Here is a 15,627-nt window from a genome sequence, read left to right as displayed (position 1 = left end):
AAGTATTGAATAAATCCGAATTTAAAAATACATACAAATAGATCACAGGCTTAAAAAGAGCTTACAAACAGAGTTTGTTGCAACTTAACTTATTGTTTTAAATGACAATTACAAAGTTACTAACAAGAGATAGAAACATAATAACAATAAAATATTTTAAAAAAATAAAATAATGTAGTTATTAACAGACAAAAGTGAAAAAAAGGAAAGATACAAAAAATAATCAATTATCCAAATTGACAGTAGAAAAAAAGTTCTCTATTATTGCCAGCCTCATAATTTTATTAACAGGTTCATCATGAAACGTACCTTTCAACCTAGTAATTTAAAACGTAAACGTGACCATGGTTTTCGTGAGCGTATGGCTACTCGTGCAGGAAGATTAGTAATTAAGCGTCGTCGTGCTAAAGGCCGTAAACGTTTGACTGCCTAAGTGTTTGCTTTTAAAAAAACACAACGATTATTAACAAAATATGATTATAATCATGTGTTTGAGCAAGCAGAAAAAATTGTAACATCCGAATTTATCGTTCTCTTTAGAGAGAATAATTTAGGTTATGCTCGACTTGGGCTGGCGTTATCAAAGAAAGTGATAGCAAAAGCTCATGATCGAAATCGTGTTAAACGGCTGTTAAGAGAAAGCTTTCGACAAAAAGAATTGCCTGCATTCGATGTGGTTTTTTTAGCAAGACAAGGCGTAGCAAAACAAACAAATGCAATCATAAATGCTAGAATGAGCAAAACATGGAAAAAATTAATCTCATGTTACGAAAAATAGTTTGTTTCCCAATCAAATTATATAAATATTTGATTAGCCCCTTGTTAAAGCCTAGTTGCCGATACTACCCAAGTTGTTCACAATATGCTGAAAGCGCTATCCAACACTGTGGCATAACCAAAGGTTTATGGATGGCTTTAAAAAGAGTATTGCGTTGTCACCCTTGGTCACGTGGCGGCTATGATCCTGTACTCCCCAACAACGAGAATCATTGATGGATATACGACGTATTGTTTTATATATGGCGCTTGCGCTAGTTAGTTTATCACTTTGGAATGCCTGGCAAATAGACTATCCACCTCAGTCTCTACCAACAGAAAATGTGAGTACGCAACAAAAAAGTGGGCAACCTTTGCTACCGCAAGTCACCCCATCCGATACGTCTACATCTAACCCTATCAATCCAATTGCGGAACAACCTAAAAGTAGTAATACCCCGCTTATCCAGGTTAAAACTGATGTTTTAGATGTGGCTATTGATCCCGAACACGGTGATGTTGTCTCAGGACAACTCCTTGATTATCCCCAAAGCGTGGATGATAAAAATAAACCATTTCTTCTCTTACAAAATCAAGGCAATGAGCGTTATGTTGCAAACAGCAATCTTTTTGTAGCTTCAGGACAAAACGTCCAAGCGCAAGATTTTAACTTTACATCACCGCAACAACATTACGAAATGTCACCTGATCAGCAGCAATTAACGGTGACGCTTAATGGAAAAAATAGCGAAGGACTCGAGGTAAAAAAAGAATTTATTTTTACTAAAGGCAGCTATCTTATTGAGGTAAATTATAAAATTGTTAATCGGGGCAACGAGGTATGGACTGGATACTTGAATACCCAGCTGTTAAGAAGCTCACCTAAAGAAGATAAGTCAAGTGTATTTCATGTGGGTTCATATACTGGGGCTTCTTATTCAGAACCAGGAAAACACCGCTATCAAAAAGTAAGCTTTAGCGATATGAACAAAGCAAATCTTGATGTGGATAGTAAAGGTGGTTGGGTTGCTATGCAACAACATTACTTTTTAAGTGCGTGGGTTCCTGCGTCTAATGCGGAGAACAAGTTTTATACACGCGCGGTGAATAATGATTACACTATTGGCGCTGTAAGCAAACCGATTACTCTTAAACCCGAAGAGCAAGCCACAATTGGCTCCAGATTGTATATAGGACCAGAAATCACAAGCGTGTTAAAAGGGATTGCCCCATCACTCGACCTAACCGTTGATTATGGAATTTTATGGTTTTTATCTTCGTTATTATTTTCGGTGATGAAAGCAATATATAATTTCATTGGCAACTGGGGTTGGTCAATTGTCTTGGTAACCGTGTTGATTAAACTTGCTTTTTACCGTTTATCGGCTGCCAGCTATAAATCAATGGCAGGTATGCGTAAATTACAACCCAAACTGCAAGCCTTACGCGAACGTTATGGTGATGATAAAGCGAAAATCAGCCAAGCAACCATGGAATTGTATCGACAAGAAAAGGTAAATCCTTTGGGTGGTTGTTTGCCAATAGTTATTCAAATTCCTGTATTTATTGCACTGTATTGGGTTCTTTTAGAAAGTGTTGAGCTTAGACAAGCTCCATTTATCTTGTGGATTAAAGATTTGGCTTCACCTGATCCTTATCATGTATTGCCGTTAATCATGGGAGCTACCATGCTGATTCAACAAAAATTGAATCCAGCACCACCCGATCCTATGCAAGCAAAAATTATGATGTTTTTGCCGGTGTTGTTTACTGGTTTATTTTGGAATTTTCCAGCAGGTTTGGTTCTGTATTGGATTGTGAATAATACCTTGTCTATATTGCAACAATGGTACATTACACGTAAATATTCCGATGAAAAGCCAGCAAAAAAACTGGTCCCAGCTAAATAAATGTCTAGAGAAACTATCGTAGCTGTAGCTACCCCACCAGGTCGAGGTGGGGTAGGAATCATCCGCTTATCCGGTCCAAATTCATACTCCATTGCCGTTTCCCTTAATGGCAACAAATCATTACTACCCCGCAAAGCAACTTTTTGTTCGTTTTATTCATTTGCTGAGAATGAGGCAGCGCAACAACTTAATGAGTTAATAGATCAAGGAATTATGCTTTATTTTAAAGCTCCTCACTCATTTACGGGTGAGGATGTGGTTGAGATTCAAGCACACGGATCTCCTGTAGTTCTTGATATGCTGACCAAAACATGTATCCATCTAGGAGCTCGACTGGCTCGGCCCGGAGAGTTTTCTGAACGTGCATTTTTAAATGACAAAATTGATTTAACCCAAGCAGAGGCAATCGCAGATTTAATTCAAGCCAGCTCACAGACTGCAGCGCGAATGGCATTAAAGTCTCTACAGGGGGAGTTTTCAAATAAAATCAATAAATTAAATGAGAAGCTCATTTACTTACGTTTGTATGTGGAGGCTGCAATAGATTTTCCAGAAGAAGAAATTGATTTTCTTAATGATGGTAAGGTCGCTAATTTGCTCCACGATATCTTAACTGAATTAGATCTCATACGTTCCCAGGCCAATCAGGGAGTGATGTTGCGAGAAGGGTTATCTGTGGTGATTGCCGGAAGACCCAATGCGGGTAAATCCACCTTAATTAATTGTTTAGCGGGACGTGATGTGGCCATAGTGACCGAAATTGCAGGCACTACACGTGACATTATGCGTGAGCATATTTTATTGGATGACATCCCTTTACACATTATTGATACCGCCGGCTTACGAGATTCTAATGATATTGTCGAGAAAGAAGGGATCAAACGAGCCTGGCAAGAATTAAAAAAAGCAGATTGTGTTTTACATGTTGTAGATGTAAATGACCTGGAACACCATCAATATCTAACTAAGGAAATTAAGGCTGCCTTACCTGCGGAAGTGCCAATTATTACGGTATTCAATAAAATTGATACCTTAGGCCACAGTGCTCAAATTAACCATCATGATATTTACCTTTCCGCAAAATCAGGTGAAGGAATTGATGGCTTAAAACAAGTAATAAAACAGGTTGTAGGTTACCAACCTAATGAAGGTCACTTTCTTGCCAGAAGACGACATTTGCAGGCATTGGATGAGGCCAAGAATTTACTTTCTATTGGACAGCAACAATTGACCGATCATCGCGCTGGAGAGTTATTGGCCGAAGATTTGCGTCTTGCCCATCAAAGCCTGTGCGAAATAACAGGTCAGTTCAGTTCCGATGATTTATTAGGGCGAATCTTTTCTAGTTTTTGCATTGGTAAATAAATCCTTTAAGTTTTTCTTTGCATCGAAAATTCTTTCTTTACTGTTTTGAAACATTATGTTAAAAAAACAAACAAAAAAATCTTGTCAAAATCTCAAGCAGATGATAATGTACTAAAAAAAACACTCTGTAAATTTTTTGTAAAGTTAGGGGGATTATTATGGCAGACCCAAAATTGCATAAGAGATGGCGCAATGACAAAGCTAAATTCTTTAAAACCCCTCTTAGTATAAATATTGAAGCTGCCATTGAAGAAACCCAAAACCGCGCAGCTGAGCTAAACTATAAATTTATTTTGGAAAATCAAAAAATCATTGAAGCTGAATTTCTGGATTTATTTGCAGTATTGCAGAAGCAAAGAAATGAGAGTGATGAAAAAAATAAAGTTTTTTGGTTATATTGTTACTATTGCGCTACTCTGTTAGAACAATTCCATAAAGCCTATTCACAACAAAATAAAGAAGAAGAATATAAGAAATTTAAAGAACAAATAAGAAATTATTTATTGGGAATTAAAGATTCTGCTGAAGAAGAAGAAACATTTTTGGAATCATTAATAAACGGTTTTAAAAATAGTCTTTATAATTTATTGAGTGCTCCAGCTCACAGCTCTAGAATGCGTGAGTATTTGGCATTTATTAATTTGTGCCGTTTGCAATGGGTGTTTACCCGCCTTACCCTAGTATCTGGTTTTTCACTTGCAAAAGAGCTCCATTGGCTTGATAACCTCGATTATTCAATATTGGGTCCAAACACAAATGTAGATCAAGTCATTGGAACACTTAACGCCGCGAATGGGATACTAAGTTATTTTAGTGTTGGTTTGTTTATAGGAACCCTTTTAATCGATACCGCAACGTTGATTAAACATACCTTTTTCCCCGCAAAGGGAGAAGGTAAGAATACTCCTGAAGAAATTTGGGCCCGTTTTAAATATGAGATTTTTAAACGGCACGGAAGTAATGCAAATGATTTGGTTTGGTCCGTAGTTAACTTTATGACCAATCTCAACCACATCACCCACATACCCGATCCTACAGCAGGTATTATTACAGGTATCTTTTTAGGCTTTGATGTCTGTATGACGTTGTATAAATGTTATTTGGCAAGACAAGAATATGTACTTAAAACATCACAATATGAAACGGAAATTAGGACTATTTGCGGAGTAAAGAGCGAATCCCAATTAACCATTCAGCAGCAAGCCCGAGTTAATGTTCTCAAAAAGCAAATTATAGAGGAAGAGATCAAATGGCAAATAAAGGAGCGCACTTTTTATTTTAATGCTTCAGCTGCTGCATTATTGATGATTGGCTTTACAGCATCATTGGCCTTGTCTGGACCTGCAGCACCTGTTGTCTGTTTCTTCATATGCACTATCGCGGTAGCTATGTATCGATCCAGTGGCGCTTTTAATAAATATCAGGAAAAGAGCTTGAGACTGGACCATGCGGTAGGAACTGAACGTGCTTTAGCAGAAAGAGAATTTGAAGCGGCACGTATGGACTTTTATTTCACATTGATAAAAAATACGGTTGTGCCTATTTTTCTAATTACCGCCTGGGCAACTTGTTGGCCTGTAGGACTGGCTTTCACTGTTTTATACTTAGGGTGCGAGTTGTCTCATGCGTATAATCAACACTGCAGTAAAAAAGAAGATCCAGATGCCTTAGAGAAACCCAATTCGGTATGGGAACAAGAATACGACAAACTTCCTTTGCTTACCGTCGATGATTCAGAAGAGAGCTGTTACTGTATGTAGTGATGTTTGAAAGGAAGCGACGCCAAAAAAGCGCTTCCTTATTCTTTGTTTTTTATTGTCAAAGCTTGTTCATACAACTCATTTTTATTGCCATCAGTTATTTTACACGCAAGGCTTACTGCTTGTTTTAGAGGTAATTCACTTAGTAATACCTGCAGCAGTTTTTCATTGTCGTTTTCCAGTGGAGTAATAGGACGAGGAGGGATAAGTAAGACAAACTCACCTTTAACGTGGGCTGAAGCGGATAAAAGCCAATTCTTAACCTCCTCGGTAGTTCCTGAAATAAAACGCTCAAATGTTTTCGTAAGTTCCTTGGCTAAAACTAACTCGCACTCAATCCCAAAAATGGTACCTATATCTTCAATACAGTTTAATATGCGATGGGTTGACTCATAAAAAATTAAAGTATGAGGCTCTGATCTTAAGGATTCTAATTTGCTCTTCCTTGCTTGCTGTTTCGCGGGAAGAAAACCTAGAAACAAAAAAGAATCTGTAGGAATGCCCGCCGCACAAAGAGCAGTGACTAAGGCGCACGCTCCTGGGATAGGAATAACCGGAACTTGATGTTGACGAGCTAATTTTACTAATAGATAACCGGGGTCGCTAATTAATGGAGTCCCCGCATCACTGATTAAGGCTATGGACTTTCCTGATAAAAGTTGTTCAATAATGTGTTTGCTTTTATCATTTTCATTATGCGCATGGAGTGATTCCAGATTATTTTTTATTCCTAAAGAGCTAAGTAATTGTATGGAATGACGGGTATCTTCAGCTAAAATAAAATCAACAGACTTAAGTACCTCTATGGCTCTAAAGGTAATGTCCTCACGATTTCCTATGGGAGTTGCAACGATATAAAGCGTTCCTGTCCCTGTTGCTAGTGAGTTAGTCATAGTTTATCCTCTTGCATTATTGCTCATTCAATTCTTGAAAAACATGTTAATAAAAATTCGCGCTTTTTTTTTACTGACATCTACTTTTTTTCTTTGTCAGTGTACTACCGCCGTGAATCCTCCCGAAATGGCAGCGCCAGTGCCTGCACCAAAGGTAGAGAAAAAAATAGCGAATCCTTATTCTAAACCTACTGCAAATTATCTGACTCAGGCTAAAAATCAAGAAGGAATTGAAAAGCAAGAATCGTTACTCTTGGCTGCAGGGCGTTTGATCTCAGAGGGCCAATGGCGGCAAGGTGCTGCTATTTTAGCACAGACTTCTGAGTTAACACCGGAACTTCGAGATGAAAAAAATCTTTTATTGGCCCAAATTGACCTAATCCGTGATCGACCTAAAACGGCTTTAAATAAATTAGCCAATATTAGCGAAATGAATTCATTTTCTGCATATCAAAAAATTCAGCTTCATGAACTCTTGGCTCAAGCCTACTCCAGAGAAGGAAAACAATTAGAGGCAATTAATGAGCGGATAAAACTTGAAACTTTGTTGGCAGATCAAGAAAGCCTGGATAATAATCGTCGCACCCTTTGGTTAACCCTGACCCGGATGCCACAAACCGAATTAAGCAATTTGGCTACTCAAGCATCAACCCAACCTGTGTTTCAAGGTTGGATTCAACTTGCTTTGATTTCACGCAAGTATCGTGATAATCCAAAGTCTCTGCTGGTTGCTTTAAATCAATGGCAATCTCAGTACAATAATCACCCAGCAGGTACTATTTTACCTAATCCTCTGGACTCGATGGCAAATAAAATGCGTCCTCAACCCAAAAAAGTAGCACTTTTGTTACCTATGAGTGGTGCATTGCAAGGACCAGGAACCGCTGTACGTGATGGGTTTATGGCTGCATATAAAAATAATAACAGTGAATCCTCCATGCAAGTGAAATCTTATGATACCAATAAAGGTGATATTGCCTCTTTGTATCAAAATGCAATTGATGAGGGTGCCGATTACATTGTAGGGCCTTTAACAAAATCTCAAGTAGCTACCGTTGCGGCCTTACCACACCCTGTTCCTACCCTCTTATTAAATGATGCGGATACTAATATTCAGGAAAATTCCTATTCATTTGGGCTTTCACCCGCAAATGAAGCAACCCAGGTAGCCATTAGAGCAAAAAATAAAGGATATAATCGGGCGTTAATTATTGCCCCAGGAAATGATTGGGGAAAAGAGATCACCAAAGCGTTTGAGCAACAATGGCAAAAAGGTGGTGGTCGAATTGTTGGTACGTTACGCTATGGTGCTAGCGATGATTTGAATAAAAAAATGAAAGATTTTTTACAAATCAGTGATAGTCAGCAACGTGAACAAAAATTAAGGGAATTATTAGGACAAAGGATTCAGCCAATTATTAGTCGCAGGCAAGATTTTGATATGGTATTTCTGTTGGCCTATCCCTCAAAAGCGCGTCAAATTATGCCTTTACTGAATTATTATTATGCAGGAGACGTTCCTGTGTATGCTACGGCAAGTGTTTATAGCGGGAGTGCTAATCCACTGAAAGATAAAGATTTGGATGGGATTATTTTTTGTGACATTCCTTGGGTGTTTGCGCATCAGGCAGGTACACGCAATTGGCCTGAACAATTTAACAGTTATAACCGATTGTATGCTTTAGGAATAGACAGTTATACTTTGGCCACCCAATTAAATCAATTAATGCTATTCCCTGCGGATAAGTCACGTAATGGGGAAGGAATTTTATACATGCAGCCGTCTCAACACGTTGCACGTGTGTTGGAATGGGGGCAGTTCAAACAAGGCCTTGTCCATTCCTTAGGTGAGACCGTGTAAGTGATGACTTATGAAAAAGGCCGTATTGCGGAAGAAAAAGCATTAGCTTATTTGAAAAAACAAGGTCTTACTTTAATTATGCAAAATTACACCTGCCGCTTGGGTGAAGTTGATTTAATTATGCGTGATAAAGAACAATTAGTTTTTATAGAAGTACGTTCGCGGGTTTCTACCCAATTTGGTGGTGGGATCGCAAGTGTTACTTATACAAAAAAACAAAAGATACTTAAAGCAGCGACCCATTATCTACTGAAGCATCGAATGTATGATCAATTCGCTCTTCGTTTTGATGTGGTAAGTATTGATGGAGCAACAGCTTCCATTAATTGGATAAAGGATGCGTTTGGTGCAGATTATTAATTAAACATAGCTTGGGTAAGCGAAGAGTTCAGGGTGATGGAAGTGTCCACTCAGGCTACAAAAAATTATGAAGTAGAGGTTTAACATGATGGGACAAATGGAAGATCGAGTAAGACATCTGTTTGGGGTCAATATAGAAACCAAAATAGCACTTGCTGACTCGTTATCTGATTCAATCGCCAGAGCGGGACAACGTTTAGTAAATTGCTTGCTTGCGGATGGAAAAATATTATTGTGTGGAAATGGGGGCTCGAGTGCCAATTGCATGCATTTTGCAAGCGCTATGTTGAACCAATTTGAAGTGGAAAGACCCTCTCTTCCGGTAATTAATTTAAGTACAGATGCGAGCAGTTTAAGCTATTCTGCAAATGATAATCATTATAACCAGGTTTTTGCGCGACAAATTCAGGCGTTAGGGCAAGAAAATGATGTATTACTTTTACTAACTACCTCGGGTAACTCGGACAGTATGTTGCATGCACTGCATGCTGCGAATGAACGAGGAATGGACACCGTAGCTTTAAGTGGAAGGGATGGAGGTGTACTTGCAAATCATTTAGGCCCAGAAGATATTGAGCTTCGCGTTGCTTCAGATAATTCAGCACGAATTAGAGAAATGCACTTGTTCATCTTGCACTGCTTTTGTGATTTAATTGACCAGTCCTTATTTGGTCAGGTGTTGGGGTAAAAAAAAATGAGTTTCAAATTAAAATCAATCGCTTTTCTTTTAGCAACAACCTTACTCACAGGTTGTGTTGCGGCTGTAGTAACTGGAGCAGTGGCTGGAATGGTTTATGATCGCCGTGGTGTCATCACTATGGAGGCTGATGCGCGCTTATTTCATGTTATTCATAAGGCAATAGTTACAAATCGACAGTTTAGTGATTCACGAGTTGTTGTGACGAGTTTTAATCGTTCGGTTTTACTTGTAGGACAAACGCCTACTCCATCTTTACGCGATTTAGCAGAAAAAATAGCCCGAGGTGCTCCTGGTACCCATAGAGTTTATAATGAAATCTCAGTTGGATATCCTTTACCGCTTACAGAACGATCCAAAGACAGTTTGATCACCAGTCAAGTCCGTAGCCGAATGTTAGCCAAAAAGGGACTTGAGTCTGGATCGATTCGTATTGTGACCGAAAATAAAGTAGTTTATCTCATGGGTATCGTTAACCAGCAGCAAGCTGCTCTTGCAGTTGATGCAGCGCGACGCGTTAATGGTGTGGATAAAGTCGTTAAAATTTTCCAATATATTCATTAAATAAAATGTTAAAACAAGGATGTTTTGCCGTATTACTTGCAGGTCTTCTATTTGGTTTATCTAGCTGTGTAGGCGGCTTATGGACTGGCGCTACTATGGTTTACGACAGACATAATGTATATAAAAAACTGGATGATTACAGTTTAAATATTAAGGTGAATAATGCGATAACCGTGGATAACGCCTTCAAAAATAATGAATGCGTGATTGATATTGCCGTGTTCAATGGTGATATTTTAGTGTCTGGCCACGTACCATCAGTAGAAATGAAAAACAAATTGAGTCGCCGGTTAGCTAAGGTAAAAGGTTATAGACGTTTATTTAATCAAGTACAAGTTCGTACTGAAGAATCTAATTTGATGCTAGATAGTTGGATAACCGCGAAAATTCGCGGCCAAATGTTTGCAGATGATTCGATTGATCCTAATGCATTTAAAATTGTTACTTCCGATCAAGTGGTCTATTTGATGGGAGATGTTCATAAAGAACAAGCTGAAAAAGTAGTTAATATGGCACGAGAGACCAGCGACGTTGTACGCGTGGTAAAAATGCTAAAATATTTTACTTATCAAGATAATTCTGTAGGATAATCCTAAAAAAAACGATTGATTCAAGCAGCACATACATCCAACCGCTTTTTTTAGGATGAATGTATATTAATGGAAATTTCCCTTATCAGGTCGTTTACGCATTTTCCTTAAATTAGATTGACGTACTAATCCCGTAGAGCCATTTAACTCTTCTTCTTCCTCATTAAAGCCATTGGTTTGATTACAAGGGTGGGATCTATAGTGTTGTCGATATTCTAGATGATGTTTGTTATGTTTATGATGTAACCCATCGCTATAACGAGCGAGCATTTTTTGTTGCAGACTGGCTGCAGTACGTTGGATCTTATCAGGCATGTTCTTTCCTTTTGCGAGGTTAATAAACACTACTTATTACCCAAGTTGCGATAATAAGTTCCACACTTTAATTATAGACGCTAAAATCGAGTTTAAGGGGACTTCGACAGAAGAAAACCCAATAAGTATATGGAGAAATGAACGTCTTTTGATTTGTTCTGCAATATGGGTTTTTTACTCTTGAGACCCCATCAAAGACGAGTTAGCACATAAGAACAGCCTCTACCCATCCCAGAGGTCAATCGTATCGCTTGATAATATTGGGCCAATAATCAATAAACAATCGCATATGTATAAAATATGGCATTGATTATTCCTGTGGGTTGCTTTATAATTCGCGCGGTGAAACTTAGGTGAATATGTGAACAAACAACTAAGTAAACGCGGAATTGTACGATTATGGCTTATACAGTTAGGCGTTACATTGGTCTTTGCAGCTTTATGTGCACTAGTATATAGTACTAATGCAGCGAGTTCAGCATTGCTTGGTGGTATGGTGTGTATTGTTCCTAATGCGTATTTTGCAAGCAAACTATTTAAGTATCAAGGTGCACGTTCAGCCAGACAGATTGTAAATAGTTTTTATAAAGGCGAAGCATTAAAGATAGTTATATCCATATTCCTATTCACTGCGGTGTTTTTGCTTTTTAAAATCACACCGTTAGCGTTTTTTGCGGCATACATTATGATACAGATGACGCATTGGTTTGCCCCGTTGATTATTGTAAATAAACAGAATAGGCCTGAAAGTGACTGAAATGGTATCTAGCACAAACTACATTAAGCATCATTTAACGTATCTTACTTATAACGTTAGTGATATGAAATTGGGTTCGGGTGGTTTCTGGACATTGAATCTTGACACATTATTTTTCTCTATTGTTTTAGGAATTTTGGCTTGTGGGCTAATGTATTTTGGTGCACGCAAAGTGACTACGGGCATACCCGGTAAATTACAGAACTTTGCGGAAATTATGCTGCAATTTGCAGATAATCAGGTTAAAGATTGCTTCCATGGCAAGAATAACTTAATAGGTCCCTTGGCATTAACCATATTCCTCTGGGTTTTCCTGATGAATTTCATGGACATTTTGCCTGTAGATATATTACCGGCACTGGCTCAAACTGGTGGAATCCATTATCTTAAAGTAGTGCCAACCAACGATTTAAACTTAACTTTTGGATTATCCCTTTCAGTATTTATTCTAATTATTTTTTACAGTATTAAAATAAAAGGTCCCAAAAAGTTCCTCAAAGAATTAACCTTACAACCTTTTAATCACCCTGGATTCATACCTTTTAACCTGCTGCTCGAAGTGGTTGGTCTGGTTGCTAAGCCAATTTCACTAGCACTTCGTTTATTTGGTAACTTATATGCAGGCGAATTAATATTCATATTGATCGCGCTGTTAACCTTAAATGCTGCAACTTCATCAACACTGGGTACTGCGACTTTAGGCTCAGCACAATTTATTTTGGCGCTGGCATGGTCAATATTCCACATATTGGTGATAACATTGCAAGCATTTATTTTCATGGTGCTAACGATTGTTTACCTTAGTTTGGCACACGAAGATCATTAACCGATTTAATTTTCATCCATTGTAAAGGGGATAAATATGCAAGCCGCTAGTTTAATAGCACAAATTCAGAGTATGACCGTTGTTGCGGTTGCCTTGTTAATTGGTTTAGGTGCATTGGGCACAGCGATAGGATTTGGTTTGCTTGGTGGCAAATTCCTTGAAGGCTCAGCTCGTCAACCAGAAATGGTTCCAATGTTACAAGTAAAAATGTTCATCGTTGCAGGTCTGTTAGACGCCGTAACCATGATTGGAGTGGGTATCGCATTGTTCTTTACTTTCGCAAACCCTTTCCTAAGCAACCTGGGTTCTTGATAACACATGATCAGGGCGCCAGGCGCCCTAATTGTTACAGGAGATTAAACGGTGGAAATTAATTTAACATTAATAGTACAAATGCTCGTTTTTGCAGCGTTTGTTTTGTTTACCATGAAGTTAGTATGGCCTCCATTAGCAAAAGCAATGGAAGAGCGACAAGACAAAATTGCCGATGGTTTAGCAGCTGCTGAGCGTGGTCGAAAAGAATTGGAACTGGCACAACATCGTGTAAAAGATGAATTGAAACAAGCTAAAGTTCAATCAGCAGACATCATTGAAAAAGCTAATAAACGTGCTGCGCAAATCATCGAAGAAGCAAAAGAAGCTGCAAAACATGAAGCGCAAATGCAAGTGAAATTGGCACAAGAGCAATTACTGCAACAAGTCAATCATGCTAAAGATGAACTCCGTAAACAGGTTGCAAACTTAGCAATAAGTGGTGCTGAGAAAATTTTGAAGCGCGAAATTGATGCTAAAGCAAATACTGCTTTGTTAGATAACTTGATAGAAGAGATTTAAAATGTCTGATAGTACCACCATAGCCAGACCCTATGCTAAAGCCATATTTGAATATGCTTTAGGGGAAAAAAAATTAGCTGAGTGGTCAGCACATTTGGGAAATCTTGCACAAGCTGTGCTGATGCCTGAAGCGGAGAAGTTTATTGCTAATCCAGGAACAACGGTAGCGCAGCATATCGAGTTGTTGTGTTCAGCAATCAATGTAAAATCAAATGAAAATACGCCATTAAACAATTTAATTACTTTATTGGCTACAAATAAAAGATTGTTATTGCTTCCAGATATCTGTGCACTCTATGAAGCACATCGTGCAGAGCAAGAAAAAACTCTGTGTGTTGATGTTAGCAGTTATTCTGATTTATCAAATGCGCAACAACAGCGCTTAATCGAATCATTAAGTCAGCGCTTACAGCGCAAGGTCTCGTTAAAAATCAGTATTGATCCTTCCTTGCTTGGTGGAGCAATAATTCGAGCGGGCGATTTAGTTATAGATGGTTCAGTTCGTGGCAAGCTTAATAAGCTCAGTACAGAATTGGCCGCATAATTTAGAGGATAGTTTCCATGTCAGAACAAGTAGCGTTAAATCCTTCTGAAATCAGTGAATTAATCAGAAAGAAAATAGAACACTTTAGTGTAGTATCTGAGTCACGTAATGAAGGTACTATTGTCAGTTTGAAAGACGGTGTTGTGAGCTTGCATGGCCTTGAGGATGCAATGGCTGGGGAAATGATTGAATTCCAAGGCGGAATTTTTGGTCTGGCTCTCAACCTTGAAAGAGACTCGGTAGGCGCGGTTGTTCTTGGTGATTATTCTACTTTAGCTGAAGGCCAGAAAGGCAAATGTACTGGACGTATTCTTGAAGTTCCAGTGGGTAAAGGGCTTTTAGGTCGTGTTGTTGATGCATTAGGAAATCCAATTGATGGTAAAGGTCCTATCGATGCATCAGGAATGGCTCCTATTGAAAAAGTTGCTCCTGGCGTTATTGCACGTAAATCTGTAGACCAACCCGTACAAACCGGATTAAAAGCGATTGACGCTATGATCCCCGTTGGTCGTGGACAACGAGAGCTCATTATTGGTGACCGCCAAACAGGGAAAACTGCAATCGCAATTGATGCAATCATTAATCAGAAAGGCACTGGCGTTAAGTGTGTTTATGTAGCAGTAGGCCAAAAAGCTTCATCTGTGGCAGCAATAGTACGTAAACTTGAAGAGCACGGCGCATTAGAGCACACCATTGTAGTCGTTGCGGGTGCGTCTGATTCAGCTGCATTACAATTCATCGCACCTTATGCTGGATGCACCATGGGCGAGTACTTCATGGAGCGCGGTGAAGATGCATTAATTGTATACGATGACTTAACCAAACAGGCATGGGCTTATCGACAAATTTCCTTGTTGTTAAGAAGACCACCTGGTCGTGAAGCATATCCTGGTGATATTTTCTATTTGCACTCACGTTTGTTAGAGCGAGCTGCACGAATTAATGCTGATGAAGTAGAAAAATTAACAAATGGTGAAGTTAAAGGAAAAACAGGATCATTGACTGCATTGCCAATTATTGAGACGCAAGCCGGTGACGTATCTGCATTCGTTCCTACAAACGTTATTTCAATTACCGACGGTCAGATCTTCCTTGATGTTGATTTATTTAACTCAGGCGTAAGACCCGCAATTAACTCCGGTCTTTCTGTATCACGTGTTGGTGGTGCTGCTCAAACCAAAATTATGAAAAAGCTGGGCGGTGGAACACGTTTAGCACTAGCTCAATTCCGTGAATTGGAAGCGTTCTCTCAATTTGCTTCAGATCTAGACGATGCAACGCGTAAGCAGTTAGAGCGCGGTCAGCGAATTACTGAGTTGATGAAACAAAAACAATATTCGCCATTATCTGTTGCAGAAATGGGAACTGCATTGTTTGTTGTTGAAAAAGGTTACTTGGATGATGTACCTGTAAGTGAAGTTGCTGCGTTTGAAGCGTCATTACATGACTATATGCGTTCCTCGCATCCCGATCTACTACAGCTGATCAGTGAAGCGGGTGCTTACGATAATGACATTGAAGCAAAATTGAAAAAAGCTGTAGAGGACTTTAAACGTACAGCAAGTTGGTAAGTCAATTTAAGGCGAAGTGATATT

Annotated in this window: 19 protein-coding genes; 17 read left to right on the top strand and 2 right to left on the bottom strand. The window is 38.8% G+C overall.

Annotated elements, in window-relative coordinates; genetic code table 11:
• The first annotated feature begins 298 nt into the window (after window positions 1-298).
• From rpmH to ACWTE2_RS07385, 6 genes are all read left to right on the top strand, one after another.
• Window positions 299-433, top strand: a complete 135-nt coding sequence (gene rpmH / locus ACWTE2_RS07410) for a 50S ribosomal protein L34 (protein ID WP_019232681.1) — start codon at window positions 299-301, stop codon at window positions 431-433.
• Window positions 434-778 (top strand): ribonuclease P protein component, encoded by a 345-nt coding sequence (gene rnpA / locus ACWTE2_RS07405; RefSeq protein WP_454784835.1) that lies wholly within the window; start codon window positions 434-436, stop codon window positions 776-778.
• The gene (yidD, locus tag ACWTE2_RS07400) at window positions 745-993 is read left to right on the top strand and encodes a membrane protein insertion efficiency factor YidD (protein WP_182392122.1); all 249 of its coding nucleotides are present in this window, start codon (window positions 745-747) and stop codon (window positions 991-993) included. Before rnpA ends, yidD begins: the two co-directional genes overlap by 34 nt.
• Complete coding sequence (gene yidC / locus ACWTE2_RS07395) at window positions 993-2,666, top strand: membrane protein insertase YidC (RefSeq protein ID WP_454784834.1); 1,674 nt, start codon at window positions 993-995, stop codon at window positions 2,664-2,666. Before yidD ends, yidC begins: the two co-directional genes overlap by 1 nt.
• Window positions 2,667-4,031 carry a tRNA uridine-5-carboxymethylaminomethyl(34) synthesis GTPase MnmE gene (mnmE, locus tag ACWTE2_RS07390; protein WP_454784833.1) on the top strand — a complete coding sequence of 455 codons (1,365 nt, stop codon included), beginning with the start codon at window positions 2,667-2,669 and terminating at the stop codon, window positions 4,029-4,031.
• A 158-nt stretch (window positions 4,032-4,189) separates the two neighbouring features.
• Entirely contained in the window at window positions 4,190-5,791 is a 1,602-nt protein-coding gene (locus tag ACWTE2_RS07385) for a hypothetical protein (protein ID WP_454784832.1), read from the top strand.
• Window positions 5,792-5,829: 38 nt separating this feature from the next.
• Here the strand turns inward: ACWTE2_RS07385 and rsmI are convergent, their stop codons facing one another.
• Window positions 5,830-6,684: a 16S rRNA (cytidine(1402)-2'-O)-methyltransferase gene (gene rsmI, locus ACWTE2_RS07380; RefSeq protein WP_454784831.1), complete on the bottom strand. Its 855-nt coding sequence runs from the start codon at window positions 6,682-6,684 to the stop codon at window positions 5,830-5,832.
• Between the two features lie 43 nt (window positions 6,685-6,727).
• Here rsmI and ACWTE2_RS07375 point away from each other — a divergent pair, with 43 nt between their 5' ends.
• The 5 genes from ACWTE2_RS07375 (at window position 6,728) to ACWTE2_RS07355 (ending at window position 10,756) form a co-directional block, all read left to right on the top strand.
• Entirely contained in the window at window positions 6,728-8,545 is a 1,818-nt protein-coding gene (locus ACWTE2_RS07375; protein WP_454784830.1) for a penicillin-binding protein activator, read from the top strand.
• A 3-nt stretch (window positions 8,546-8,548) separates the two neighbouring features.
• Entirely contained in the window at window positions 8,549-8,905 is a 357-nt protein-coding gene (locus ACWTE2_RS07370) for a YraN family protein (protein WP_454784829.1), read from the top strand.
• Window positions 8,906-8,993: 88 nt separating this feature from the next.
• On the top strand, window positions 8,994-9,593 hold the full coding sequence (locus ACWTE2_RS07365) for a D-sedoheptulose-7-phosphate isomerase (protein WP_454785023.1): 600 nt from the start codon (window positions 8,994-8,996) through the stop codon (window positions 9,591-9,593).
• A 6-nt stretch (window positions 9,594-9,599) separates the two neighbouring features.
• A complete protein-coding gene (locus ACWTE2_RS07360) occupies window positions 9,600-10,166 on the top strand; it encodes a BON domain-containing protein (protein ID WP_454784828.1) in 567 nt (188 codons plus the stop codon).
• A gap of 5 nt (window positions 10,167-10,171) precedes the next feature.
• The gene (locus ACWTE2_RS07355) at window positions 10,172-10,756 is read left to right on the top strand and encodes a BON domain-containing protein (RefSeq protein WP_454784827.1); all 585 of its coding nucleotides are present in this window, start codon (window positions 10,172-10,174) and stop codon (window positions 10,754-10,756) included.
• A 66-nt stretch (window positions 10,757-10,822) separates the two neighbouring features.
• Here the strand turns inward: ACWTE2_RS07355 and ACWTE2_RS07350 are convergent, their stop codons facing one another.
• Window positions 10,823-11,071 carry a hypothetical protein gene (locus tag ACWTE2_RS07350; RefSeq protein ID WP_182392113.1) on the bottom strand — a complete coding sequence of 83 codons (249 nt, stop codon included), beginning with the start codon at window positions 11,069-11,071 and terminating at the stop codon, window positions 10,823-10,825.
• A gap of 361 nt (window positions 11,072-11,432) precedes the next feature.
• Here ACWTE2_RS07350 and ACWTE2_RS07345 point away from each other — a divergent pair, with 361 nt between their 5' ends.
• The 6 genes from ACWTE2_RS07345 to atpA are packed head-to-tail and all read left to right on the top strand — an operon-like array spanning window position 11,433 to window position 15,603.
• The gene (locus tag ACWTE2_RS07345) at window positions 11,433-11,828 is read left to right on the top strand and encodes an ATP synthase subunit I (protein ID WP_454784826.1); all 396 of its coding nucleotides are present in this window, start codon (window positions 11,433-11,435) and stop codon (window positions 11,826-11,828) included.
• Between the two features lies 1 nt (window position 11,829).
• Window positions 11,830-12,654 (top strand): F0F1 ATP synthase subunit A, encoded by an 825-nt coding sequence (gene atpB / locus ACWTE2_RS07340; protein ID WP_454784825.1) that lies wholly within the window; start codon window positions 11,830-11,832, stop codon window positions 12,652-12,654.
• Window positions 12,655-12,690: 36 nt separating this feature from the next.
• Window positions 12,691-12,966, top strand: coding sequence for a F0F1 ATP synthase subunit C (gene atpE, locus ACWTE2_RS07335; protein WP_010655291.1), 276 nt, complete (start codon window positions 12,691-12,693; stop codon window positions 12,964-12,966).
• 51 nt (window positions 12,967-13,017) lie between these two features.
• Window positions 13,018-13,488: a F0F1 ATP synthase subunit B gene (locus ACWTE2_RS07330; protein WP_182392110.1), complete on the top strand. Its 471-nt coding sequence runs from the start codon at window positions 13,018-13,020 to the stop codon at window positions 13,486-13,488.
• Window position 13,489: 1 nt separating this feature from the next.
• Window positions 13,490-14,032 carry a F0F1 ATP synthase subunit delta gene (locus ACWTE2_RS07325; RefSeq protein WP_454784824.1) on the top strand — a complete coding sequence of 181 codons (543 nt, stop codon included), beginning with the start codon at window positions 13,490-13,492 and terminating at the stop codon, window positions 14,030-14,032.
• A gap of 17 nt (window positions 14,033-14,049) precedes the next feature.
• The gene (gene atpA, locus ACWTE2_RS07320) at window positions 14,050-15,603 is read left to right on the top strand and encodes a F0F1 ATP synthase subunit alpha (RefSeq protein ID WP_182392108.1); all 1,554 of its coding nucleotides are present in this window, start codon (window positions 14,050-14,052) and stop codon (window positions 15,601-15,603) included.
• Window positions 15,604-15,627 lie beyond the last annotated feature (24 nt).

The organism is Legionella nigrisilvae, from assembly GCF_977063395.2.
Note: the sequence above shows the minus strand (reverse complement) of the source record. Positions and strands in the feature narration are given on the sequence as shown.

Bases quoted from the DNA above. Each gene is read 5' to 3' on its own strand.
- rpmH (WP_019232681.1), top strand. From the start codon at position 299: ATGAAACGTACCTTTCAACCTAGTAATTTAAAACGTAAACGTGACCAT.
- yidD (WP_182392122.1), top strand. From the start codon at position 745: ATGGAAAAAATTAATCTCATGTTACGAAAAATAGTTTGTTTCCCAATC.
- yidC (WP_454784834.1), top strand. From the start codon at position 993: ATGGATATACGACGTATTGTTTTATATATGGCGCTTGCGCTAGTTAGT.
- mnmE (WP_454784833.1), top strand. From the start codon at position 2,667: ATGTCTAGAGAAACTATCGTAGCTGTAGCTACCCCACCAGGTCGAGGT.
- ACWTE2_RS07385 (WP_454784832.1), top strand. From the start codon at position 4,190: ATGGCAGACCCAAAATTGCATAAGAGATGGCGCAATGACAAAGCTAAA.
- rsmI (WP_454784831.1), bottom strand. From the start codon at position 6,684: ATGACTAACTCACTAGCAACAGGGACAGGAACGCTTTATATCGTTGCA.
- ACWTE2_RS07375 (WP_454784830.1), top strand. From the start codon at position 6,728: ATGTTAATAAAAATTCGCGCTTTTTTTTTACTGACATCTACTTTTTTT.
- ACWTE2_RS07370 (WP_454784829.1), top strand. From the start codon at position 8,549: ATGACTTATGAAAAAGGCCGTATTGCGGAAGAAAAAGCATTAGCTTAT.
- ACWTE2_RS07365 (WP_454785023.1), top strand. From the start codon at position 8,994: ATGGGACAAATGGAAGATCGAGTAAGACATCTGTTTGGGGTCAATATA.
- ACWTE2_RS07360 (WP_454784828.1), top strand. From the start codon at position 9,600: ATGAGTTTCAAATTAAAATCAATCGCTTTTCTTTTAGCAACAACCTTA.
- ACWTE2_RS07355 (WP_454784827.1), top strand. From the start codon at position 10,172: ATGTTAAAACAAGGATGTTTTGCCGTATTACTTGCAGGTCTTCTATTT.
- ACWTE2_RS07350 (WP_182392113.1), bottom strand. From the start codon at position 11,071: ATGCCTGATAAGATCCAACGTACTGCAGCCAGTCTGCAACAAAAAATG.
- atpB (WP_454784825.1), top strand. From the start codon at position 11,830: ATGGTATCTAGCACAAACTACATTAAGCATCATTTAACGTATCTTACT.
- atpE (WP_010655291.1), top strand. From the start codon at position 12,691: ATGCAAGCCGCTAGTTTAATAGCACAAATTCAGAGTATGACCGTTGTT.
- ACWTE2_RS07325 (WP_454784824.1), top strand. From the start codon at position 13,490: ATGTCTGATAGTACCACCATAGCCAGACCCTATGCTAAAGCCATATTT.
- atpA (WP_182392108.1), top strand. From the start codon at position 14,050: ATGTCAGAACAAGTAGCGTTAAATCCTTCTGAAATCAGTGAATTAATC.